The sequence below is a fragment of the Aestuariibaculum scopimerae genome (assembly GCF_059428085.1).
The window spans coordinates 3,394,786-3,419,633 of record NZ_CM182089.1; the positions used below are offsets into that span (position 1 = coordinate 3,394,786).

A 24,848-nucleotide genomic window follows, 5' to 3' on the forward strand; every position below is an offset into this window, starting at 1 on the left:
AGTTTTTATTTGGTTCCTAAGTAAACTGGTCCTGTAAATGGGGCCAAGCCACTTTCTCTTAATATTATGATATAATAGTACGTACCGTTAGGTACTTTGCCTGCACTACCGATAGATGATTTTGGAGCTGAGCCGTCCCAATCGCCCATACCGTCTCCAATTTGGTAATTATTGGATTCGAACACTAGGGCACCCCATCTATTGAATATTTTTACTTCGGCTTCAAAGCCACATAATTCTATACCTTTAATGTCGAATGTTTCATTATAACCGTCACCATTAGGTGTTACAGCTTTAGAAATCACAACATCATTTTCACCACAAGGTAATACAATACAATCAGCATTGATATTTAAGGTTACTTCATACACACTTAAACAACCATTTTCTGGTACGGTATAAGTAAGCATATAATCGATACCGCCATCATAGGGCACTAGATCCTCACCAACTGTTAATTGTGTTGGATTGAATATATTGCCGTCTAAGATTGCTTTAGAATTTCCTGAAATAAACTCCCAAGTACCACTGGTATTGTTAGTGTTAACAAGCGTATTTAAATCTACCACACCATCATCGTAACATCTGGTTCCTGCATCTACTTGTGTTACTACTTCATCAAAGCTTACAATAATTGTTTGCGTATAGGTTTCTTCATTATTACAATCGTCACTTACCGTCCAGGTTCTTACTATTTGGTAGTTAGATAAAGCACTTTCATCATAAGTACTGGTTTCTTCAAATGTAACTGTTACGTTTGATGAACAATTATCAGCAAATTGTAAGCTTGGCACACTTGGTATATTTGTACAACTTGCATTTACTGTAGTAGCAAAGCTAGCTGTAGGGGTAGGTGCTGTTGTATCTTGTACTGTAATGGTTTGTTTGTGCTCTACAGAAGATCCACAAATATCGGTTGCTTTCCAAGTACGCTCTAGAGTGTAGCTTGATGGGCAATCGCCATCTATTCTAGTTTCAGTATATACCACCGCTACATTGCCGCAAGAATTTGAAGCTGTTAATGTTGATGCAGCTGGTACAGCATCACATTCTACAGTAGCATCTGCTGGTAATGCCGTTTGGTCGAATGCTGTGGCTGTAGGTGCTGTTAAATTAAAGTCGGCACTAACAGTAATAGTTTCACATACATCAGTAATCGTCCAAGTTACAGTTACTGAGCCACCTGTACATAGGGCAGGGATGACTGCAGAACTGCTATCGTTAGACAATTCTGGTGAACATCCACCTGTAGGTGCAATGGCAGCAGATTGAGCATTTACCCAACTGGTAAAGGCCGCATCTACGCCTGCTTGATCGCTATAGCTACATGCCGTTGCATTGGCTGCGACCGGTGCAGTATAAGTTACTGCTGTTGGTGCTGTTAAGGTATATGTTGCTGTTAGATTGGTCGTTCCACAGATATCTTCAACGGTCCATGTAATGGTTACGGTACCACCGGTACAGAAATCGATGGATTGGTCAACATAATCATTGGTCACTGTTGGTGAACAACCACCAGTAAGACTGGTGTTGATAGCATCTGTTTGAGCCACTACCCATGCAGCAATGTCTGCGTCCAGATTGGCTTGAGCTGCTGCGGGATCGGCATTATCGAACTCACAAGAATTGGCCGTATCGTTGGCAGGTGCTGTATAAGCCACGGTTGTTGGTGCTGTTAAGGTATATGTTGCTGTTGGATTGGTCGTTCCACAGATATCTTCAACGGTCCATGTAATGGTTACGGTACCACCGGTACAGAAATCGATGGATTGGTCAACATAATCATTGGTCACTGTTGGTGAACAACCACCAGTAAGACTGGTGTTGATAGCATCTGTTTGAGCCACTACCCATGCAGCAATGTCTACATCCAGATTGGCTTGAGCTGCTGCGGGATCGGCATTATCGAACTCACAAGAGTTGGCCGTATCGTTGGCAGGTGCTGTATAAGCCACTGCTGTTGGTGCTGTTAAGGTATATGTTGCTGTTGGATTGGTCGTTCCACAGATATCTTCAACGGTCCATGTAATGGTTACGGTACCACCGGTACAGAAATCGATGGATTGGTCAACATAATCATTGGTCACTGTTGGTGAACAACCACCAGTAAGACTGGTGTTGATAGCATCTGTTTGAGCCACTACCCATGCAGCAATGTCTGCATCCAGATTGGCTTGAGCTGCTGCGGGATCGGCATTATCGAACTCACAAGAGTTGGCCGTATCGTTGGCAGGTGCTGTATAAGCCACGGTTGTTGGTGCTGTTAAGGTATATGTTGCTGTTGGATTGGTCGTTCCACAGATATCTTCAACGGTCCATGTAATGGTTACGGTACCACCGGTACAGAAATCGATGGATTGGTCAATATAATCATTGGTCACTGTTGGTGAACAACCACCAGTAAGACTGGTGTTGATAGCATCTGTTTGAGCCACTACCCATGCAGCAATGTCTGCATCCAGATTGGCTTGAGCTGCTGCGGGATCGGCATTATCGAACTCACAAGAGTTGGCCGTATCGTTGGCAGGTGCTGTATAAGCCACGGCTGTTGGTGCTGTTAAGGTATATGTTGCTGAAGGCGTAAGGGTCTCACAAATATCAGTGATAGTCCAAGTAATGGTTACGGCACCACCGGCACAGAAGTCAATAGACTGATCTACAAAGTCATGTGTTACTTCAGGAGAACCTCCAGTTAAGCTGTTGTTTATTATCTCAGTTTGATTGGCTACCCATGTAGCAATATCAGTATCCAGTGCATTTTGGGCTGCTACAGGATCAACATTGTCAAATTCACAAGCATTGGCTGCTTCATCAGATGGTACTGTAAAGCTAATACCGTCTGGTTGTGTAAAGCTATAAGTTGCTGTTTCAGTTGTTGTTCCACAAATATCTTCAATAGTCCATGTAATGGTTATAGAATTAGAACCACAGAATGCAATAGATTGGTCTGTAAAGTTATTGGTGACTGTTGGAGAACATCCTTTATCTAAGCTGTTGGTAATAATATCGGTTTGATCGGCTACCCATTGTGCAATATCGGCATCTAAATTAGATTGCGCTACAACAGGATCTGGATCATCAAACTCAGCAGCAGTACTAGAATCGTCGCTAGGAGTTGTGTAAGTTACAGTCTCCGGAGCGGTTAATCGATAAGTAGCAGTTTCCGTAGTGGTACCACAAATATCTGCAATGGTCCAGGTAATGGTAAGCTCACCACCGTCACAGAAATTAAGTGTCTGACCATTGAAGTCGTTCGTAACAGTTGGAGAACATCCACCATCTAAATTTCCGGTAATAGTTGCTGTTTGCGCGGTTACCCATGCAGCAATATCATTGTTTAATGCATCTTGTGCTACTGTTGGGTCTTCGTTGTCAAACTCACAGGAACTGGCCGCATCATCAATTGGCTTGTCATAGGTTACCGGAGTCGGCTTGTTCAAGGTATACGTAGCCTCGTGGGTATGGCCTTGACATAAATCATGTACTGTCCAGGTAATAGTAACATAACCACCTGTACAGAAATCAATAGACTGATTGGTATAGTTATTTGTAACCGTTGGAGAACAACCACCTTCCATATTCATTGTTGTACGGTTTTGTTCTTGGGCTACCCAAGCAGCGATGTCTGCATCCAGAGCCTGTTGAGCTAGGGTTATATCGTCATTATCAAACTGACAAGCATCTACAGTAGTACTCTCCGGTTCGTCATGACCAAGGTCTATTTGTTTTTTAAGCTTAAAGGTTGCCGTTAGTGTATTAATAGTTTCACAAAGATCTGTAATGGTCCAAGTAACAGTTACTTCACCACCGTTACAATACAGCGGTGCACTATAATCACCACTGTTATTGGTTAATACAGGAGCACATCCGTTTGTTGGAGCTATGTTTGTAGATTGTTCGTTAACCCAATCTGTAAAGGCTTGGTCAATACCCGCTTGATCAGCGAAGTCACAAGAGTTTACTTCGGTGTTGGATGGGGTGTTGTATGCAAGGGCTGTTGGAGCCGCATACTTAAAGCTTACCTCTACAGAGTCGTTAGTACATCCGTCATCAGCAGAATAGGTTAAAGTAATATCCACATCCGAACAAATGCTTAGCGTATTGGCAGCCGGAGGCGTTACGTTGAACTCCCCGGTAGCATTACATCCAGCTTGTGTCACTTCAAACTCAGTTAACCAATCGGTATATGCTTGTTGTAGAGCCGTATCATCGGCATAGGCACAAGCCTCAGTATCTATTGCCAGAGGTCCTTTTACTTGTACTGTAGGAGCAGCCGTAGCTTTAAATGAAACAGTAATATCGTCGTTAGTACATCCGTCATCAGCAGAATAGGTTAAAGTAATATCCACATCCGAACAAATGCTTAGCGTATTGGCAGCCGGAGGTGTTACGTTGAACTCCCCGGTAGCATTACATCCAGCTTGTGTCACTTCAAACTCAGTTAACCAATCGGTATATGCTTGTTGTAGAGCCGCATCATCGGCATAGGCACAAGCCTCAGTATCTATTGCCAGAGGTCCTTTTACTTGCACTGCAGGAGCAGCCGTAGCTTTAAATGAAACAGTAATATCGTCGTTAGTACATCCGTCATCAGCAGAATAGGTTAAAGTAATATCCACATCCGAACAAATGCTTAGCGTATTGGCAGCCGGAGGTGTTACGTTGAACTCCCCGGTAGCATTACATCCAGCTTGTGTCACTTCAAACTCAGTTAACCAATCGGTATATGCTTGTTGTAGCGCCGCATCATCGGCATATTCACAAGCCTCAGTATCTATTGCCAGAGGTCCTTTTACTTGCACTGCAGGAGCAGCCGTAGCTTTAAATGAAACAGTAATATCGTCGTTAGTACATCCGTCATCAGCAGAATAGGTTAAAGTAATATCCACATCCGAACAAATGCTTAGCGTATTGGCAGCCGGAGGTGTTACGTTGAACTCCCCGGTAGCATTACATCCAGCTTGTGTCACTTCAAACTCAGTTAACCAATCGGTATATGCTTGTTGTAGAGCCGCATCATCGGCATAGGCACAAGCCTCAGTATCTATTGCCAGAGGTCCTTTTACTTGTACTGTAGGAGCAGCCGTAGCTTTAAATGAAACAGTAATATCGTCGTTAGTACATCCGTCATCAGCAGAATAGGTTAAAGTAATATCCACATCCGAACAAATGCTTAGCGTATTGGCAGCCGGAGGTGTTACGTTGAACTCCCCGGTAGCATTACATCCAGCTTGTGTCACTTCAAACTCAGTTAACCAATCGGTATATGCTTGTTGTAGAGCCGCATCATCGGCATAGGCACAAGCCTCAGTATCTATTGCCAGAGGTCCTTTTACTTGCACTGTAGGAGCAGCCGTAGCTTTAAATGAAACAGTAATATCGTCGTTAGTACATCCGTCATCAGCAGAATAGGTTAAAGTAATATCCACATCCGAACAAATGCTTAGCGTATTGGCAGCCGGAGGTGTTACGTTGAACTCCCCGGTAGCATTACATCCAGCTTGTGTCACTTCAAACTCAGCTAACCAATCGGTGTATGCTTGTTGTAGCGCCGCATCATCGGCATATTCACAAGCCTCAGTATCTATTGCCAGAGGGCCTTTTACTTCCACAGTTGGACCTGTAACATTAATGGTTTGAACAGCAGTGTCTGTATTACCACAACCATCCGTAATGGTAAAGGTTCTGGTTACAACGATAGGGCATGTGCTACCAGGTGTCATCACGTCTTTGTAAGTGATGCTCACAATAGTACCATCATCAGAAGCGATATAAGAGCCACTTACATAGGAGTCTTTAATATCTGCAGAGTCCGTTGTGCTGTATGGATAACGGGCATTGGCTACGTTAATTACTGAGGTATCACAGCCTTCTAAATTAATAGGAGATGGGGCGGCTATGGAAGGTGCATTATCTGTAATGGTAATGTCTTCTGTAGCAACCGCTACATTACATGGTGAAATACCATTAGGATCCGTTACCTTAAATTCAACTGTATACGTACCACTGGATGCATAGGTGTGTGTGGGATTTAATTCGATACTGGTATTTCCATCACCAAAATCCCATTCATAGGTTGTATTGGCACCTCCATTAGTAGTTGATCCAGTAAAATCTACAGTTAAATTACAGTTACTACCGCTGCCGGGTGTTACCGACATGGTACCAGCTGTTACACCATCTCTAAAGACAATTTCTATATCGTTATAAACCGTTACTGTTTGATCAAGACAATCAACACTTAAAGGAACGGTTACAGATATTCTAAGTACATAAGTGCCCGGAACACTAGCTGTTACAGTAGTTATAGCATCATTATCAGGTGAGAATGTTATTGTTCCTGGACCAGATATTTGTGTCCAAGCATATTGTGGTGTTCCTTCGTAATACCCATTAAGCTCAATTGCAATTTCTGTAGGCTCAAAACATACCTCATTATCAGAACCACCAATAACGGCAAAATCGGGATCAATTTGAATAGTCCCGCCATTTTCAATTAAATCTTCAAAAATAACACAAACATTACCACCACCTTCACAAGCTGCATACTTAATAGTACCTATATAAATCGCTCTGTTATTACTACAGGTTGCGGATGTAGAACCTAAAGCTCCAGTTGTTTTGCCTATATCGGTTGTATTTTCAATAACAATATTGGCATTAGGTTGTAAATTGAGGTTTACATTATTATTAGCCCACAAAATTTGAGCTCCATCCTTTATAATAATTTTATCAATAGAACTGGGAATAGTTACACTAGAGTAAAGAATAATATCTACTGGTGAAGCTATTGTTAATGTCCCTGAACAGCTGTTGTCATTAATATAAGTTAATAATTCTGCACCTGTCATAACATTGTCACCACCGGTTGCAGCGGTATCAATTGTACAGTCTGCATTGACATTTAAAAGTCCTATAAATAGAAAAACAAATGCAAATAAAGAACGCTTTATTTGTAAACTTGTTTTTAATAACAGATTAGAGGTAGTTGTTTTCATAAGCCAAAAATTGGTAACAAAGTTACTTTAGTGTTAATTAGGTATTAGATAATTATTACAAATTTGTTGCAATCTAATTCTATTCTTATAAAAGTAGTGAGGGAAGAGTATCGGCTATGCGATGCTAAAACTTAAAAAGTGAAATTAGATTTGGGATCATAATTTTTTAATTTATACAACAAATGAACATACACATATCTGTCTTTTCAAAAAAAAATGTTTAAAAACTTAAAAAAACGATAAAACGTACACCACATACAGTTAATCCTGTTTAATAAGTTATTCAACGACTCTTAAATGAATATTAATCGGCAACATATTTATTAATTCTAATACTTAAAACATTCAAAATACCTTATTTTATATATTTTTATAACATAATTAGGAGCAAATAAAATGAATTTTATCGATAAAAACAACATTTAGTCGATAAAAATTACACTTAATCGAAATATTATGAAATACCGTCATATACATATATTCTAAAAATTAGAGTAATTTTATAAGGTATTCTATCTGACAATTAAAACAACAAATAAATGAAACAGATAAAAAAACTGATTTTAATACGACATGCTAAATCGTCTTGGGAATATAATGTTATTGACCATGAAAGACCATTAAAAAACCGTGGGTTTTTGGATGCTAAATTGATATCCAGTTATTTAAGCAAAAATGAAATACCCATTGATTTGGTAATGTGCAGTGATGCTATGCGTACAAAAATGACAGCTAAAATATTTATTGACGCCCTTAATATTGCTACTGAAAAAGTACATTACAACCATGAATTATATGATTTTTCAGGGCAGAGCCTTATTAAGGTTATTAGATCCTGTGACGATTCTGTTGATAATTTAATGGTTTTTGGACACAATCATGCCATTACGTATTTTGTAAATACTTATGGAGATAAGTATATTGATAATGTACCTACCTGTGGTTTAACCTCTATAATATTTAATATTAACAATTGGAAAGATTTAGATAAAGGACACACGGACAAGACTTTATTTCCCAGAGATCTAAAAAATTAAATTCTGCCAAAATTAACACTTTGTAAACTTTTACAGGAAGTAAGCTAATTCGCTATAAATAGAATATATTTGTTGAATAATTCCAGTATAAGCAAGCGTATGACGAAACATGAAGTTCACAACAATAGTTATATAAATAGAGAAATAAGTTGGTTGCAATTTAATGCAAGGGTTTTACAAGAAGCTTCAGATGAGACAGTCCCATTAATAGAAAGGTTACGATTTGTAGGGATATTTTCCAATAATCTTGATGAATTTTTTAAGGTACGCTACGCTACTGTTAAACGTATTGTTGAGGCAGGTAAAGGCGGTAAGAATGAGCTTGGAGGTATTAAAGCCCAAGAACTTCTGGAAATTATTACCAAAATTGTTATCGATCAGCAAAGCGAAAGCTTGGTTGTATTGGATAGTATACAAAAGCGATTGGAAGCGGAAGGTATTTATATTATTGATGAAACTAAAATTAACGCATCGCAACATGATTTTATTAGGCGCTACTTTATTAGAAAGGTAAGTCCTGCTCTGGTTACCATTATATTGAATGATCTTGTAGTGCTACCAAACTTAAAAGATAGTGCAGCATATCTAGCAGTAAGGATGCTGATGAAAAATGGTGAGAAACAATTTGCGCTCATCGAAATCCCTAAAAATATTAACCGGTTTATAGAATTACCCAGTCAAGGAGGTAAAAGCTATATAATTATGCTTGACGATTTATTGCGTCATTGTCTTAGTGATATTTTCAATATTTTTGATTATGAGAGCATTTCGGCCCACATGATCAAAATTACTAGGGATGGAGAATTGGATTTTGAAAGCGACCTAAGTAAAAGTTTTATTGAAAAAGTATCTGACAGTGTTAAGCATAGAAAGATAGGTGAACCTGTACGCTTTGTTTATGATAAAACAATAAATAAAGAAACATTGGATTATTTAATGTCTAAAATGGGCATTGATGATACTGATAGTATTATTCCTGGTGGGCGTTACCATAACAGACGTGATTATATGAGCTTTCCAAGTTTAGGTAGAACCGACTTGCTGTATGACAAGATAGAAGCATTACCAATTATAGGGCTTAGTTTAGAGGATAGCATTTTTAAAGCTATTGAAAAGAAAGATTACTTATTGCATGCACCTTATCAGACATTTTCTTATGTTGTTAAGTTTTTACGCGAAGCGGCTTTAGACCCGAATGTAAAGACCATTAAAATTACCATTTATCGCTTGGCCGAGATTTCGCATATTGCCAGTTCATTAATTAATGCTGCCATTAATGGAAAGTCTGTAACAGTTTCCATTGAATTACGGGCCCGATTTGATGAACAAGCCAACATAGACTACGCCCAGCAGATGGAGGATGAAGGTATCAACTTAATTTTTGGAGTACAAGGCTTAAAAGTGCATAGCAAAATGTGTGTAATTGAGCGTGAAGAAGGAAAAAAACTAAAACGCTATGGTTTTATAAGTACAGGAAACTTTAATGAGTCCACAGCAAAAATATATACGGATTTCACGCTCTTTACATCTAACCAAAAGATTTTAAAGGATGTAAATAAAATATTCAGCTTTTTTGAAACTAACTATAAGATTTTTAGATACAAACACTTAATTACATCACCACACTATACAAAAAAGGCTCTTTTTAAGCTAATTGATGCCGAAATTGAGCAAGTAAAACAAGGCAGAGAGGGCTTTATTAGGTTAAAATTGAATAGTATTTCCAGCTATACCATGGTAGATAAACTTTATGAAGCCAGTAAAGCAGGTGTAAAAATACAAATGATAATAAGGGGTATTTGCTGTTTAATACCTGGTGTTAAGGGGATGAGCGAAAACATTGAAGTTATTAGCATTGTAGATAAGTTTTTAGAACATTCCAGAGTTTATATTTTTGGGAATAATGGCGACCCCAAAGTCTATATCTCATCTGCAGATTGGATGACGAGGAACATAGATAATAGAGTAGAGGTAACATGCCCCATTTATGATAAAAATATTAAACAGGAAATAATAGATATTTACGATATTAGTTGGCGAGACAATGTAAAAGCTAGGATATTAAACAATTCACAAGAAAATAAATACAAAACAAATAATAAGGAAAAAGTAAGATCACAGTTTGCTATTTATAATTATTATTTAAACCAAATAGACCATTAATATGCTTTCAATAAAGAAATATGCTGCCATAGATATCGGTTCGAATGCTGTTAGATTGCTTATTTCTAATATCATAGAACAAAAGGGGAAACCTGTGAAATTTAAAAAAAACTCATTGGTTCGTGTACCAATTCGTCTAGGTGCAGATGTTTTTGTAAACAAAAAAATATCCAAAGAAAATACGAAACGCATTATAGATACCATGCTGGCATTTAAACTGCTTATGAAATCCCATAAGGTAGTTAAATATAAGGCCTGTGCAACATCAGCAATGCGAGAATCTACCAATGGCAAACAAGTAGTAGATTTGGTTTTAGAAAATTCAGGTATTAGTATTGATGTAATTGAAGGTGAAGAGGAGGCTGCTATTATTGCCGCTACCGATTTAAACACGTATATAGATAGTAGTAAAACCTATTTGTATGTTGATGTGGGTGGTGGTAGCACCGAGTTTACAGTTATTCATGAAGGTAACCCAGTAGCTTCAAAGTCCTTTAAAATTGGTACAGTACGATTGCTAAACGACATGGTATCTAAAGAATCCTGGCAGGAATTGGAATCCTGGATAAAAACGTACACAAGTGGCTATGATAAAATGTCCGTGCTAGGATCGGGTGGTAATATTAACAAAATATTTAAAATATCTGGAAAAGCTTTGGGCAAGCCTTTAACTTATTTTTATTTAACGACTTACTACGACTTATTACAAAGCTATTCCTATGAAGAACGTATAACCGAATTAGACTTAAATCAAGATAGAGCTGATGTTATCATACCTGCTATGCGTATTTATCTCTCTTCAATGAAATGGAGTGGTGCCAAAAACATATATGTACCAAAAATAGGATTAGCAGATGGTATCATTAAAAGTATCTATTATGATACGGTTTCAAGCAATACACAGTAAAATTGTGCACTTCACCTTTTAAAATTGCTTAATTTTAAGATTATCATATATCTTCGTGTATTATAAATTGTACTAAATTTATTAACCCAAGCCTATTAATTATGAAAAAAATATTACTATTAGCAATACTACTTATTACATCATCTTACTCTTTTTCCCAAGATGTAAAATATGGTGTTAGAGGCGGTTACAATATATCAAACTTAAGTTTTGATGATGAGCCTACTATGCAAAACAAGCATAGAAACAGTTTTTATATTGGTTTTTTTGCAAACGTTGGTTTGTCCAAAACAGTATCCTTAATGCCAGAATTACAATTTTCTGCTGAAGGAGCCAATGCAGAGGTGCTTCATTTAGATTACATCCAAGCTCCTATTTTCCTAAGATTTAGATTGAGTGAAAAGATACATATGGGATTTGGTCCTCAAGTTGGATTAAAAGTACACAAATATGAAGATGGTATTAGAAACTTTGCATATTCTGGAGTAGCTGGACTGGAATACAAATTATCACACGTGCTATTTGCTGATTTGCGTTATACATATGGATTTTCTAATATTTTTGACGAATACTTAGATATTACTGCAAAGAATACAAATATTCAAATAGGCATTGGTTATAAGTTTTAACCGTGAATAGCCTCTGTTTTTCCTAAATTAGAAATAATTTCACTTTCATATACAAGAAGTTGTTGCCATTTGGTATCAACTTCTTTTTTATTTCCATATTTTCTGGCAAACCCCAAAAACATGGTATAATGATTGGCTTCACTAACCATTAAGTTTCTGTAGAATGTTGCTAATTCCTGATCCTGTAATTCTTCTGACAACAATCGAAATCGTTCACAGCTTCTCGCCTCAATTAAAGCGGCGTACAATAACCGATGAACTAGTTGTGTGGTTCGGCTACCGCCTTTTGGAAAAAATTTCAAGAGTTGTACTACATACTCATCACGACGATCACGTCCCAGTGTCCAGCCCCGCTCTATAATTTTATCATGCACCATTTTAAAATGACTGATTTCTTCTTTTACCAAAGCAGTCATTTCTTGAACTAATTCGGTATATTCAGGAAAACTTACAATGAGTGAAATAGCCGTACTAGCTGCTTTTTGTTCACAAAAAGCATGATCGGTAAGAATCTCTTCTATATTTTTTTCAACAATATTAACCCAACGTGGATCTGTTGGTAATTTTAGTCCTAACATAATTTAAACATCTAAATCAAAAGTTTTTCTCAAAACATCAATGTTCGGGTTCTTTTCTTTTAGTTTTTCATATTTTTCAAATGGGGTATAAGCATATTGCTTCTCCATAACTTCGTTAACAGTAACTGATAAATTAATGTCAAAATTATTTAACTTCTTTCTTAAATGTGCTAAAAGATCATACTGATTGCGTTCCAATTCAACTTTATTGGTCTCATTAGGAAACTCTATATGTGCCGTTGTTCCTTTAACTTTTGGAGTATCTATGGACAAAATAGAAGCTAAATTGTGTTGTCCTTTTTTTCTAAGTTTGGCAACATAATCATTCCAGCTGGCTACCAATTCCTTTTCGGTAAAGGGGTCTTTTGGTAAGCTTTCCTCATCTACCACCACATCCATTTGCTTAATAAAATGTTCCTTTTTAGCTTTAATACTACTTAAAGAAAGGCCGGAAGTACGCTTGCTTTCTTGTTTTAAAACTATTTTGGGTGGCTCTTTAGCTTGGAAGGCTGTTACATTTGAATCTGTTTTTGGTGTTTCTTGCTTTGCTACTTCGGCTGCTGTGTCACTATCAACTTCCTTTTTGGGCGTTGAAACAGGTATTGGGGTAATGCCTTTCTTTTTGAAAAATGATGCAGGTATTATGTAATGCCTGCTATTTTTTTTTTCTCCATCAAAAGTGATAGAGGCTAATTGCATTAAACATAATTCAACAAGTAGGCGTTGATTTTTACTGCTCTTATATTTGAGGTCGCAGTCGTTCGCCAATTGAATGCCCTGTATTAAAAACTCTTGTGTAGCTTTTTCGGATTGTTCTAAGTATTTAGCTTTGGTTTCTTCACCTACCTCTAATAAATCTATGGTTTGTGGTGTTTTACAAACTAACAGATCCCTAAAGTGCGAGGCCAATCCAGCAATGTAATGGTGACCATCAAAACCTTTAGACAATGTATTATTAAATTGTAATAATAAATCAGGAATCTTATTCTCTAAAATTAAATCGGTACTTGTAAAATATGTTTCATAGTCAAGGACATTTAAATTTTCCGTAACAGCTTGTCTGGACAAGTTTTTGCCCGAAAAACTTACAACCCTATCAAATATTGACAAAGCATCACGCATAGCACCATCTGCCTTTTGTGCAATAATATGCAACGCATCGTCATCAGCTTCTATGTTTTGTTCTTCTGCTATGTATTTCAAATAGGTTTTAGCATCTTTGACGGTAATGCGCTTAAAATCAAAAATTTGACAGCGGGATAATATCGTTGGGATGATTTTATGTTTTTCTGTGGTAGCTAAAATAAAAATACAGTGCTTTGGAGGTTCTTCCAAGGTTTTTAAAAAAGCATTAAAAGCGGCCTGAGATAGCATATGAACCTCATCAATAATATAAACTTTGTATTTACCTATTTGTGGAGGTATACGAACTTGATCTGTTAAATTTCTAATATCATCGACCGAGTTGTTTGAAGCAGCATCCAGTTCAAAAATATTGAAGGCAAAATCTTCATCACTTTTTTCAGAGCCATCACTATTAATCATCTTAGCTAAAATACGGGCACAGGTAGTTTTTCCAACCCCTCTAGGACCGGTAAATAATAATGCTTGTGCTAAATGATTGTTTTCAATGGCATTTAATAGGGTATTTGTAATAGCTTGCTGGCCAACAACGTCTTTAAACGTTTGCGGTCTATATTTCCTAGCAGATACTACAAAGTGTTCCATTGAAATGTATAATGAATAACAAAGTTAAAAATTCAATTCAGAATTCAGAATTCAGAATTCAGAATTTAACAGGAGTTATTAACAAATTTTAGTTATAAGTACTTAAAGCTTTAAACGCCTAAAATTGCAAGTAGATAGTGCTATGTTTCTAAAGTTTACAATGCCATTATATATTTGTGTATTTTTGCAGACAAGTAAATCGCCTTATCGCTGTTTTAATTTATTAAAATGGAGGAAAGTCCGAACACCACAGTGCAACATAGTGGTTAATGGCCACCAGCCGTGAGGTTAGGAAAAGTGCAACAGAAAGGATGTACAGGTAATGCTGTAGTGAAATCAGGTAAACTCTATGTGGTGCAATGTCATGTAAACCAGCGCTTGAAGGCTGCACGCTTAATGCTGGAGGGTAGGCAGCTAAAATGTATTGGTAACAATGCATTTAGATAAATGATAAGGGGCACGCTTTGGCGTGATTACAGAATTCGGCTTATAGATTTACTTACATATAAAACCCTTCTTATGCATAAGAAGGGTTTATTTTTTTGTTTTGGTAAGGAGTAACTATTCTTCAGCAGTTGTATCTGCAGCTTCCATATCACTCATTTTAGCAGCTTCTATGGCTTGCATAGCTAGTACTATAGGCGCTGTATTATAATAGGCATACTCCTGCACAATTTTACCATCAATAAATTGGGCCGTTATATGTACTGGAACAGTCAATTCTTCACCAGTCTCTACTAAGTTACCTTTCCATAAACCCCAGTAATTAACCCAAGTCTCATCATCTTTATCTATAACCATTTCTGAGAAAGCACCTTTATCTTGAAATCCATAAGTTGAAAAGTTAATTAACATGTCTTGCATATCACTTACAGTTTCGTCTGGAGTCTTTCCTTTTATGGAATTGTGGTGAATTTTAGCAGTATCTGCAAAATTTGATTTCCAGGTATCCCAATCTTGACTTTCATAAGCATCAATACCAGCTTTTAGAGTTTCAATTTCAGGGGATTCTTCAAAATACCGTTGGGGCTTTTCTTGACATGCAACGAATAAGCATATTGCAAGTCCAAATAAAAAAAGTTTTTTCATTGTTTGTAGTTTTAATTTGTTGATGTTGTTAGTTAATAGCCACTAACACAAGAAAGCACAATAAAAATGACTGTTTTGCTAAGTAAAAGTTAGAGTTGGGCACTCTTAATAATTGTTGCTTAACGTGGAAGCTTTCTAAAGTACTGAAAAAAAAGCAATTACTAAAGAAAAGTAAATTTTTAATGATATTCAAAAAAGCTAAAAACATTACTACCATAGCTTTTTGCATACAAATAATAATCTAATTTAGACAAATCCGTATGCTTTGAATGTTCAATGATTAACAAACCATTTTCTAAAAGTAATTTGTTCTTAAATACCATTTCATGTATTCTTGAAAATGCTTCTTCAGAGAAATTGTATGGAGGATCGGCAAAAACAATATCGGTTTTTATTGCGGTTTTTTCTAAAAACTTAAATACATCGCTTTTAATGATGTGGATAGGCATATTAAAAGCTGAGGCTGTTTGCCCAATAAATTTTATACATCCATAATCTTGGTCTACACTGGTAATTTGGGTGGCGCCCCTAGAAGCAAATTCATAGCTAATATTTCCAGTGCCCGCAAAAAGATCTAGTACCATAATTGCATCAAAGTAAAAATGATTCCCTAAAATATTGAATAAGGATTCTTTGGCCATATCGGTAGTAGGGCGCACAGGTAATTTTTTAGGAGCAATAATTTTTCGTCCTTTATGTGTTCCAGAAATAATGCGCATTATAAACTGTTAATTAAAGTAAAATTAGCATGCTTTGATGCCGGTGTTTCAATGTATTTGTAAGTTTCGTTTCGTTTACCAAAGCTCACATTACGAACGTACTTATATGCAACTTCATATAATTCATCATTCTGGGTAACGTGCCCCAGAAATATCAAGTGGAATGTTTCAGGGTTTAAACTTAATTGCTCTGTAGCAAACAGTATGTAATAAATAAAGTCTTCTTTTGTTTTATATTCAAAAGTATTGTAAAGCACTAATTTCTCTTTATCTACTACAATTAATTCAAAGTGGTCTTTGCTAACATTCACATATACTTTAGAGTCTTTTGCATTCTTCTCTACATGTAAAATTTCTTCAATGAGTACTGTAGATACATGTTTATAAGTAAATGATCCAAATACATCATAGATAAAGTTATTGATATTTATATAAGGCACATAAACATTAACACTGTCGTTTAAAAAAACATCATCATAAGCTATATAATCAGACTTTAAAATCTTGGCATTGAATTTTAAATAATCTGCAAGGTAATCTTCATTAAATAATGGCTTTGGTACTAATGTAGACAACTCATTGTCGTGCACAATGGTAATGGCACTAAAGGTATTTTTTAAAACATTTTTTGTATCAAGCAACTTTTTTAAGGCATCCAATACTTCTATTGGATTTAACTTTTTCTGAAAGTAGATTTCTTTAAGGGTAATTATGGTATTGGTATCTTTTTGTAGTATACAAAAAGAAAGTCCACTCAAGCTTATTTGAATGGACAATTCTAGATTAGTTAGTTTGTTTGTAATTTTATTCGTTTGCGCCATAAGTTTTTGGCCAGTTTCCAGTCGTGTTAACTTCTTCCATCGATCCTACTTTTAAAGCATCACCATTTACACCATCAACCGAAATAACTTGATTTTCTTGAGCAAGAAGATCTTTATCTTGGTCGTACAAAATAATGTTTTTAGGAACAGACGCTTCAAAAACTGGAATATTGATATTGTTTTGTTGAACAAATCCTGCTTTTAATTCAAATTTAGCACCTGGCTTTCCTACCGGTACATTCATCATTTCCTTGTAACGGTTCGAGTTCTTAAATAAAGAATCTTTTACAGGTACATACCCTAAAGTATCTATTACAACTATGTCCTTGTACATATCTACACCAAACAGCTTAGTTTGTTGCACATCCAGAATACTGGAATCACGACGTTGCGTTATGGTGTATTTAGCAGTATCAACAAATTTTATTAAATTGTCAAAGCTATCAGTGAATTTTCCAGTAACTTGTTTGTGAGCTAGTTCAGAATCTCTAATGTCAATTAATCTTTCAATTACTTTTACATAGCGCTTGTTTTTTTCTTGGTTAAATAATATTGGTGTGTAGATAGACATATATGTTTGGTACCCGAGAAAAATAATAAGTATCCACAACGCTATATTTAAAATAGGCTTGAATTTTGAGGGGATAAATTTATCAACTAACTTAACCAAGCCAATTGTAAGCAGAATTACTGCAACAGCAATAAGAATAAATTTTAACATAGTTGTTTTTAATTAAAAAGTTTAATAAAGGTCTTTCGCAAATCTACAATTTTTTTTTAATCGTAAAAACCTATTCAGAATAAAATCATTTCTATATTTGAATAATTTATAAATTTGTCAACCCTTTAAATGACTTCATCAGAATTTTATTCACTTATAAAGCAACAGTTTCCTTTTCAACCTACCTTAAAGCAAAATATTGTTTTACAACAGTTGTCAGAATTCATTTTTAGTAATACACCAAATGAACTTTATGTATTAAAGGGATATGCCGGTACTGGTAAAACAACTATAATAGGCACCATTGTAAACAATTTATGGAAAGCAAAAAAAAGTGCCGTTTTAATGGCTCCAACAGGTAGGGCAGCCAAAGTAATTTCAAATTATTCAGGAAAAGAAGCTTTTACTATACATAAAAAGATATATTTTCCAAAAAAAGACAAAGGTGGTGGTGTTTCATTTGTTTTACAACCCAATAAGCATAAAAATACGGTTTTTATAGTTGATGAAGCATCCATGATACCCGATGCACCAGATGATTCTAAACTCTTTGAGAACGGGTCATTGTTGGACGACCTTATGCAATATGTTTACTCTGGGTTTAAGTGTAAGCTTCTGTTAATTGGTGATACAGCTCAATTACCTCCTGTAAAATTGAATTTAAGTCCAGCGCTTGATGAAAATTTATTGGCTCTGAATTTCAATAAAGAAGTGACCAAAATAGAATTGGATGAAGTAGTGCGCCAAGAACAAGATTCTGGAATTTTAGCAAATGCTACAATATTGCGTGAGTCATTATCACAAAATAACTTTGATGGTTTTAAGTTTGATCTGGCTCATTATAAAGATATTGTTAGACTTATAGATGGCTATGAAATCATGGATGCCATAAACGATGCCTACAGCAGTTTAGGCAATGAAGATACCGCTATTATAGTACGCAGTAACAAACGGGCCAACCTTTACAATCAAAATATTAGAAACCGTATTTTGTTTAACGACAGTGAACTGTCTGCAGGCGACTATCTTATGGTTGTAAAAAATAATTATTTCTGGGTTAAACCAACCACCGATGCTGGTTTTATTGCTAATGGTGATATTATTGAAGTCCTTGAGATATTTAAAATAGAAGAACTCTATGGGTTCCGATTTGCTGAAGTTAAAATACGTATGGTTGATTATCCCAAAATGCGACCTTTTGAAACCGTACTTTTACTAGATACCATCTCATCTGAAACACCATCATTATCTTATGAAGATTCCAATAAGCTGTATCAAGAAGTTATGAAGGATTTTGAAAATGAAACCAGTAAATATAGAAAGTTTCTAAAAGTAAAAGGCAGCAAACATTTTAATGCATTGCAAGTTAAATTCTCATATGCCATAACTTGCCATAAATCGCAAGGGGGCCAGTGGAATACCGTGTTTGTAGAACAGCCTTATTTGGTTAATGGGGTAGACAAAGACTACTTACGTTGGTTATATACTGCTATAACAAGGGCCAAGGAAAAACTGTACCTTATAGGCTTTAAAGATGATTTCTTTGAAGTCTGAAAATTGAAAAAAAAGATTCCATTATTTAAAACCAGTACCTTTAATAAATATGCTATTTTTGTACAGAAATTGATTTAATTCTATGAAAATAATCTCTATGATTCCAGCACGTTATAGTGCAACACGTTTTCCAGGAAAGCTCATGCAAGATTTGGGAGGCAAGCCCGTGATTCGCCGTACCTATGAAGCAACTGTAGCCACCAATTTATTTGATGATGTTTTTGTAGTAACCGATAGCGATATAATTTATAATGAAATTGTAGATAATGGCGGTAAAGCTATTATGAGCAAAAAAGAACACGAGTGTGGCAGTGATAGAATAGCAGAAGCTGTTGAATTTATGGATATCGACATTGTAATCAACGTTCAAGGCGATGAACCCTTTACAGATAGGGAATCATTAACAAAACTTATAGAGGTATTTAAAAACGACCCAGAAAAAGATATTGATCTAGCGTCGTTAATGGTTCATATAACAGATTTAGAGGAAATTAACAACCCAAATACCGTTAAGGTTATTGTAGATCAATCTAATTTCGCACTTTATTTTTCCAGAAGTCCTATTCCATATCCCAGGGACATAAATGTAGATGTACGATATTTTAAGCACAAGGGTGTTTATGCCTTTAGAAAACAAGCCATATTGGACTTTTATAGGCTACCTATGCTAACATTAGAAGCTTCAGAAAAAATAGAATGTATTCGCTATTTGGAATATGGCAAACGCATTAAAATGATAGAAACCAATATACAAGGTGTTGAAATAGATACACCAGAAGACTTAGAACGCGCTCAAAAAGCATGGAAATAGATTATAAACACATAAAAGTTATTGGCTTTGATGCCGATGATACACTATGGGTAAACGAAACTTATTTTAGAGATGCCGAGGTAATGTTTGGTCAATTGTTATCAGATTATGAAACGCTAAACACCATAGATCAAGAACTTTTCAAGAAAGAAATTGACAATTTACCCCTTTATGGTTATGGTGTAAAAGCTTTTGTTTTATCCATGGTTGAAAGTGCTTTAGAGCAATCTAACTACAATGTATCTCCAAAAACAATTGAGTCCATTTTAAATATTGGAAAAGACATGCTTAACAAGCCTGTTGAATTACTTGACGGTGTAGAAGAGGTCTTAGAAGCGTTGTCAAAAAAATACAGATTGATTTTAGCCACTAAAGGTGATTTACTTGACCAAGAACGCAAACTTGAAAAATCAGGATTAACAAAATACTTTCATCACATAGAAGTGTTGAGTGATAAAAAAGAAGTCAATTATTCTAAATTATTGAATCATTTAGATATTATGCCTTCAGAATTTTTAATGATAGGCAACTCATTAAAGTCCGATGTTTTACCTTTAGTAAACATAAAAGCACATGCTATACATGTACCATTTCATACTACTTGGGCCCATGAACAGGTAAGTGAAAATGAAACGAATGGCAAAGCTTATAAAACTGTTGGTAGTTTAAGGGATGTTTTAAGACTTCTACATTAACTAGACTAAAAGAGCTGTGTTAAAATTCTTAAAATCTAATGCTGTTTATTAGGTAAAATTTAAAATAACACTATTTTTGATTTTTGTAAAAGAAAATATATTAAATGAGTTATAAAAACTTTCCAATGGTGCCAAGAGTTATTTTTGGCAGAGGTAGTTTCAATCAATTAAATGATATTTTAGCCCCAAAACGTTTAAATGCTAAAGCACCATTTATTTATTTGGTTGACGACGTATTTAAGGGCAATATTTGGTTAATCTCTAGGATTGCTTTGGCTTATGACGACAGAATCATTTACATATCATCCAAAGAAGAACCTAGAACGGAGCAAGTTGATGCGCTTGTTGAAGATATTATATTAACCACAAAAGAGCGACCCTCTGGAATTATAGGCATAGGAGGGGGGACCTTATTGGATTTGGCAAAAGCAGTATCTATTATGCTTACCAATGATGGCAAAACAAAAGATTATCAGGGTTGGGATTTAGTAAAGAACAAAGCCATTTACCATGTAGGTATACCAACTATATCGGGTACGGGTGCAGAAGTATCTAGAACAACCGTGTTAACAGGTCCAAATAAAAAACTTGGCATCAATTCAGATTTTACACCTTTTGACCAAGTGATATTAGATTCTGAACTCACTAAGGATGTGCCAAAAAACCAATGGTTTTATACAGGTATGGATTGCTATATCCATAGTATAGAATCTTTAAATGGTACATATCTCAATACATTTAGTGAAACTTATGGAAATATGGCTTTAGAATTGTGCAAAGAAATTTTCTTGGGAGATACGCTTACAGCTACTGAGGCCCAAGAAAAACTTATGATGGCTTCTTGGCATGGTGGTATGAGTATTGTTTATTCTCAGGTAGGGGTAGCACATGCACTTAGCTACGGTCTGTCATATTTATTGGGAACTAAGCATGGCATTGGTAATTGTATTGTTTTTGATCATTTAGAAGCTTTTTATCCAGAAGGTGTAAAACTTTTTAAAGCTATGAAAGCAAAGCACAATATTATATTGCCACAAGGTATCTGCTCAGGACTCAGCGATAAAGAATTTGATGTTATGATAAACATTGCATTAAGTTTAACACCACTTTGGGAGAATGCTATAGGTAAAAATTGGCAACAAACTATTACTCATAAAAAGTTAAAGGAACTTTATGAAAGAATGTAATAATATTCTGTTTCTCAAAGACTTTGGCATGAATATTGAATTATTTATAGTGATATAGTGAGTTAGGTATGAAACATAAAGTAAACGATTACCTTTGTCCCTAAAAAGAAACATCACTAACCCACTAAAAAGCTACTTTTTTGAGTAGCTTTTTCTTTATAGAACCCCTAAAATTTTATCCATAATCCAGTTGGTGTGAAGTCCAGAATCTCCCAACGATGGATGTGTGAAATTTTTATTAATTAACATGTCGCGCATGCCTTCTACATGGTGTATTTGGATATGTTCAGGATTGTCAATAAAAAGTGTTTCATTTTTACTGCTGCTTTCTAGCACGATAGGATTTTCATGGAATATAGAAAACTTTATTTGGCCTTCACTTCCATAAATTGTAACATCATCTAGGTGTTCGTGGCTATTAAAGTTCCAAAAAGCAGTACCTGTAGCATTATTTTCGTGTAACCAACATGCCGTAATGGCATCTTTAGCTGAATAATTGTTTTGTTGATTTATGCTGATACCCTTTACCATGTTTATATCACCCAAAAAATAAGTAAATAAATCAAGGCCATGACTTGCTAAGTCATCAAAATAACCACCTGGGGCAATTTTAACATCCGTTCTCCAATTATATGCTTTGGATTTATCGATATCGCTAGCTGGCTTACAAAACGACCAGCTTATATGCCTAACAGCTCCAATATAGCTTTTCCTTAACCAATCGTTAACTTTAGTATATCGTGGTAATGAACGTCTGTAATAAGCAACAAATAATGGAATTTCTTTTTCTTTAAATGTATTATATATAATCAAGCTATCTGCATAACTAGGTGTCATGGGTTTTTCTATACAGCAAATTTTGCCAGCATTAGCTACTTTTAATGCATAAAGCTTGTGGGTGTCTGGAGGAGTAGCTATGTAAACAGCATCCACTTCTTCATCATTGATTAAATCGTCGGCATCGGTATAAAACTTTTTAATGGCATGTCTTTTAGCATAGTCTTCAGCCTTTGAGGCATTTCGTCTCATAACAGCAACCAATTCAAAACCTTCAGTTTTTTTATAGGCAGGACCACTTTTAACCTCTGTTACATCACCGCATCCAATGATGCCCCATCGTATTATTTTTTTACTCATTTAGTATTTAATTTAGGAGGTTAACCTACTTTTATTCTAATTTACATTATTCTTCACTTTCCTGCATGGTATGGTAAACGTTTTGTACGTCGTCATCTTCTTCTAACTTTTCTAAAAGCTTTTCAACGTCTGCTACTTGTTCTGGAGTTAGTTTTTTTGTAACCTGAGGAATCCGCTCGAATCCTGAAGACAGTATTTCTATTTCTTTTTCTTCTAATGCTGCCTGTATGGCTCCAAAACTTTCAAAAGGGGCATAAATCAATATCCCATCTTCATCTACAAAAACTTCTTCAGCACCATAATCAATAAACTCCAATTCAATTTCTTCGGGGTCTATCCCTTCTGCATTTATTCTAAAATTACAAGTATGGTCAAACATAAAAACCACGGAACCAGATGTTCCCAAACTACCATCACATTTATTAAAATAACTACGGACGTTTGCTACGGTCCTAGTATTGTTGTCGGTTGCGGTTTCTACCAATACGGCAATACCGTGTGGTGCATAACCCTCAAAAATGACTTCTTTGTAATCACCCTGACTTTTGTCGGATGCCCGTTTAATAGCACGCTCTACATTATCCTTAGGCATGTTTACCGATTTGGCATTTTGAATAACAGCTCTTAATCGGGCATTGCTAGCTGGATCTGGCCCGCCTTCTTTTACAGCCATTACAATGTCTTTGCCTATACGAGTAAATGCCTTACTCATAGCAGACCAACGTTTCATTTTACGTGCTTTTCTAAACTCAAAAGCTCTTCCCATATATTTGAAAGTTTATTTTTTACTTCTGCTTAAAAAGAGAATCTAGTTATTGTATTATTTAATTTAATCAAGCAAAGTTAAAAACCTAGCAAAGAAAAACAAATTATTCATCAACGGGTTCAACTATAGCCTCAATTGCTTCAGCCAATTTAAAATCTTTGTCCGTAACACCATTAGCATCATGTGTAGACAAGGAAATGGTAAGTACATTGTAAACATTAGACCAATCTGGGTGATGGTTCAATGCTTCACATTCAAATGCAATTCTGCTCATGGCACTAAAACAATCTTTGAAATTTTCAAATTCAAATTCGGCGTGTATGGCATTATCATAGTAATCCCAATCTGGAAAGTGTAATAATCGCTTTTCAATATCCAATTCAGATAATTTATTCATAATGATAAAATTTTATTGATTTTAATTTGCTTCAATGTACTAATTTCAAGTGGCAATATCAATTAAATTTCAAGCTCTGTTAGTATTTCTTGACTAAGTATTTGCAAGTTCTTGGGAAGCTTGTTAAACTTAGGCAATACTGCTAGGTAGCGATCATCATTTGTTGTATATACGTGTTTGTAAATGGCGTTAGTTATGTTTAAGGATTTTATTATTTCCTTGATAAAATCATCGTGGTGTACCAAATCTGTACTTCCCAAATGGAAAATGCCCGATTTGTTTCTATTAATTATATAATGGATTTGCTGGGTAACTTTTGTATCGGTAGTAACATTCATTATTAAATTAGGAAATATTTCAATAGGTTCTTTGGCTTTTGCGTTTTGAATAATTTCCTGTATTCTTGGTGATTGGGAGCCAAAAACCATAGGCAATCGTAAAATAGCTACTTGATTTTTGGGCATGCGCAATAGCATGTTCTCTACTTTTATTTTAAAATGACCATAAATACTATTGCTTAGTGTTTTGTCTTCTTCATAGCTCGGGTATTTGCTATAGGCGTCAAATACGTTGGCAGAGGATAAAAAGATAAGCTTTAATTTGTTAGTAAACACATATTCGGCAACATGCTGGTGTGCTACAAACTGTGTTGCAAAATCACCCCTGAGTGCCGAAATAATAACAGTAGGTTTAACAAGGTCTAGGATTTCATAAACATCGTCTTCTTCAAAATTATATTGAAAAAAATGCTTATTCTTTTGTAACTGGTTATTGCTAGTGCTATAAGTACCAAAGGTTTTAAAATAGGGGCATAGCTCCTTGTAAATGGCTCCTCCTAAAAAGCCACTAGCTCCTAAAATTAAAATTCTATGTTTACTTCCATTCGCCTTCTGCCTCATTAAAACCTTTAA

Annotated in this window: 19 protein-coding genes and 1 other RNA gene; 9 read left to right on the plus strand and 11 right to left on the minus strand. The window is 35.5% G+C overall.

Translation table 11 applies throughout. The features are described from left to right. Window positions 1-5: 5 nt before the first annotated feature. Window positions 6-6,998 (minus strand): T9SS type B sorting domain-containing protein, encoded by a 6,993-nt coding sequence (locus AC5SR4_RS14730; protein ID WP_495357039.1) that lies wholly within the window; start codon window positions 6,996-6,998, stop codon window positions 6-8. Window positions 6,999-7,537: 539 nt separating this feature from the next. On the opposite strand from AC5SR4_RS14730, the gene AC5SR4_RS14735 reads away from it, so the two are divergent. The 4 genes from AC5SR4_RS14735 to AC5SR4_RS14750 all read left to right on the plus strand — a co-directional run bounded on the left by AC5SR4_RS14735 (window position 7,538) and on the right by AC5SR4_RS14750 (window position 11,734). Then, on the plus strand, window positions 7,538-8,035 hold the full coding sequence (locus AC5SR4_RS14735) for a SixA phosphatase family protein (RefSeq protein WP_495357040.1): 498 nt from the start codon (window positions 7,538-7,540) through the stop codon (window positions 8,033-8,035). A gap of 99 nt (window positions 8,036-8,134) precedes the next feature. Next, window positions 8,135-10,198, plus strand: coding sequence for a polyphosphate kinase 1 (gene ppk1, locus AC5SR4_RS14740; protein WP_495357041.1), 2,064 nt, complete (start codon window positions 8,135-8,137; stop codon window positions 10,196-10,198). Window position 10,199: 1 nt separating this feature from the next. Continuing rightward, the gene (locus AC5SR4_RS14745; RefSeq protein WP_495357042.1) at window positions 10,200-11,105 is read left to right on the plus strand and encodes a Ppx/GppA phosphatase family protein; all 906 of its coding nucleotides are present in this window, start codon (window positions 10,200-10,202) and stop codon (window positions 11,103-11,105) included. Window positions 11,106-11,206: 101 nt separating this feature from the next. Beyond that, complete coding sequence (locus AC5SR4_RS14750; protein WP_495357043.1) at window positions 11,207-11,734, plus strand: porin family protein; 528 nt, start codon at window positions 11,207-11,209, stop codon at window positions 11,732-11,734. On the opposite strand, the gene AC5SR4_RS14755 is transcribed toward AC5SR4_RS14750, so the two are convergent. Together AC5SR4_RS14755 and dnaX are read right to left on the minus strand one after the other, a co-directional pair. Continuing rightward, a complete protein-coding gene (locus tag AC5SR4_RS14755; RefSeq protein WP_495357044.1) occupies window positions 11,731-12,312 on the minus strand; it encodes a MiaE family protein in 582 nt (193 codons plus the stop codon). The genes AC5SR4_RS14750 and AC5SR4_RS14755 overlap by 4 nt on opposite strands. 3 nt (window positions 12,313-12,315) lie before the next feature. Further along, window positions 12,316-14,040 carry a DNA polymerase III subunit gamma/tau gene (gene dnaX, locus AC5SR4_RS14760; RefSeq protein WP_495357045.1) on the minus strand — a complete coding sequence of 575 codons (1,725 nt, stop codon included), beginning with the start codon at window positions 14,038-14,040 and terminating at the stop codon, window positions 12,316-12,318. A 191-nt stretch (window positions 14,041-14,231) separates the two neighbouring features. Here dnaX and rnpB point away from each other — a divergent pair. Next, window positions 14,232-14,546, plus strand: an RNA gene (gene rnpB / locus AC5SR4_RS14765) — RNase P RNA component class A. 55 nt (window positions 14,547-14,601) lie between these two features. Here the strand turns inward: rnpB and AC5SR4_RS14770 are convergent. From AC5SR4_RS14770 to AC5SR4_RS14785, 4 genes are all read right to left on the minus strand, one after another. Then, window positions 14,602-15,129, minus strand: a complete 528-nt coding sequence (locus AC5SR4_RS14770; RefSeq protein ID WP_495357046.1) for a nuclear transport factor 2 family protein — start codon at window positions 15,127-15,129, stop codon at window positions 14,602-14,604. A 179-nt stretch (window positions 15,130-15,308) separates the two neighbouring features. Further along, window positions 15,309-15,848 carry an RsmD family RNA methyltransferase gene (locus AC5SR4_RS14775; protein ID WP_495357047.1) on the minus strand — a complete coding sequence of 180 codons (540 nt, stop codon included), beginning with the start codon at window positions 15,846-15,848 and terminating at the stop codon, window positions 15,309-15,311. Continuing rightward, complete coding sequence (locus AC5SR4_RS14780; protein WP_495357048.1) at window positions 15,848-16,669, minus strand: DUF3822 family protein; 822 nt, start codon at window positions 16,667-16,669, stop codon at window positions 15,848-15,850. Before AC5SR4_RS14780 ends, AC5SR4_RS14775 begins: the two co-directional genes overlap by 1 nt. Beyond that, the gene (locus tag AC5SR4_RS14785) at window positions 16,653-17,240 is read right to left on the minus strand and encodes a hypothetical protein (protein WP_495357049.1); all 588 of its coding nucleotides are present in this window, start codon (window positions 17,238-17,240) and stop codon (window positions 16,653-16,655) included. The genes AC5SR4_RS14780 and AC5SR4_RS14785 overlap by 17 nt, the downstream gene beginning before the upstream one ends. A gap of 279 nt (window positions 17,241-17,519) precedes the next feature. Between AC5SR4_RS14785 and AC5SR4_RS14790 the strand changes: the two genes are divergently transcribed. From AC5SR4_RS14790 to AC5SR4_RS14805, 4 genes are all read left to right on the plus strand, one after another. Next, window positions 17,520-18,944, plus strand: coding sequence for an ATP-dependent DNA helicase (locus tag AC5SR4_RS14790; RefSeq protein ID WP_495357050.1), 1,425 nt, complete (start codon window positions 17,520-17,522; stop codon window positions 18,942-18,944). 82 nt (window positions 18,945-19,026) lie between these two features. Further along, on the plus strand, window positions 19,027-19,755 hold the full coding sequence (kdsB, locus tag AC5SR4_RS14795) for a 3-deoxy-manno-octulosonate cytidylyltransferase (protein ID WP_495357051.1): 729 nt from the start codon (window positions 19,027-19,029) through the stop codon (window positions 19,753-19,755). Continuing rightward, the gene (locus AC5SR4_RS14800; protein WP_495357052.1) at window positions 19,746-20,450 is read left to right on the plus strand and encodes an HAD family hydrolase; all 705 of its coding nucleotides are present in this window, start codon (window positions 19,746-19,748) and stop codon (window positions 20,448-20,450) included. The genes kdsB and AC5SR4_RS14800 overlap by 10 nt, the downstream gene beginning before the upstream one ends. A 104-nt stretch (window positions 20,451-20,554) precedes the next feature. Next, window positions 20,555-21,637 carry an iron-containing alcohol dehydrogenase family protein gene (locus AC5SR4_RS14805; RefSeq protein WP_495357053.1) on the plus strand — a complete coding sequence of 361 codons (1,083 nt, stop codon included), beginning with the start codon at window positions 20,555-20,557 and terminating at the stop codon, window positions 21,635-21,637. 156 nt (window positions 21,638-21,793) lie between these two features. Here the strand turns inward: AC5SR4_RS14805 and AC5SR4_RS14810 are convergent, their stop codons facing one another. The 4 genes from AC5SR4_RS14810 to AC5SR4_RS14825 form a co-directional block, all read right to left on the minus strand. Then, window positions 21,794-22,774, minus strand: coding sequence for a Gfo/Idh/MocA family protein (locus AC5SR4_RS14810; protein ID WP_495357054.1), 981 nt, complete (start codon window positions 22,772-22,774; stop codon window positions 21,794-21,796). A gap of 46 nt (window positions 22,775-22,820) precedes the next feature. Then, a complete protein-coding gene (locus AC5SR4_RS14815; protein ID WP_495357055.1) occupies window positions 22,821-23,540 on the minus strand; it encodes a YebC/PmpR family DNA-binding transcriptional regulator in 720 nt (239 codons plus the stop codon). A gap of 103 nt (window positions 23,541-23,643) precedes the next feature. Continuing rightward, window positions 23,644-23,937, minus strand: a complete 294-nt coding sequence (locus tag AC5SR4_RS14820; RefSeq protein WP_495357056.1) for a 4a-hydroxytetrahydrobiopterin dehydratase — start codon at window positions 23,935-23,937, stop codon at window positions 23,644-23,646. 62 nt (window positions 23,938-23,999) lie between these two features. Continuing rightward, the gene (locus AC5SR4_RS14825; protein ID WP_495357057.1) at window positions 24,000-24,836 is read right to left on the minus strand and encodes a sugar nucleotide-binding protein; all 837 of its coding nucleotides are present in this window, start codon (window positions 24,834-24,836) and stop codon (window positions 24,000-24,002) included. Window positions 24,837-24,848: the final 12 nt, after the last annotated feature.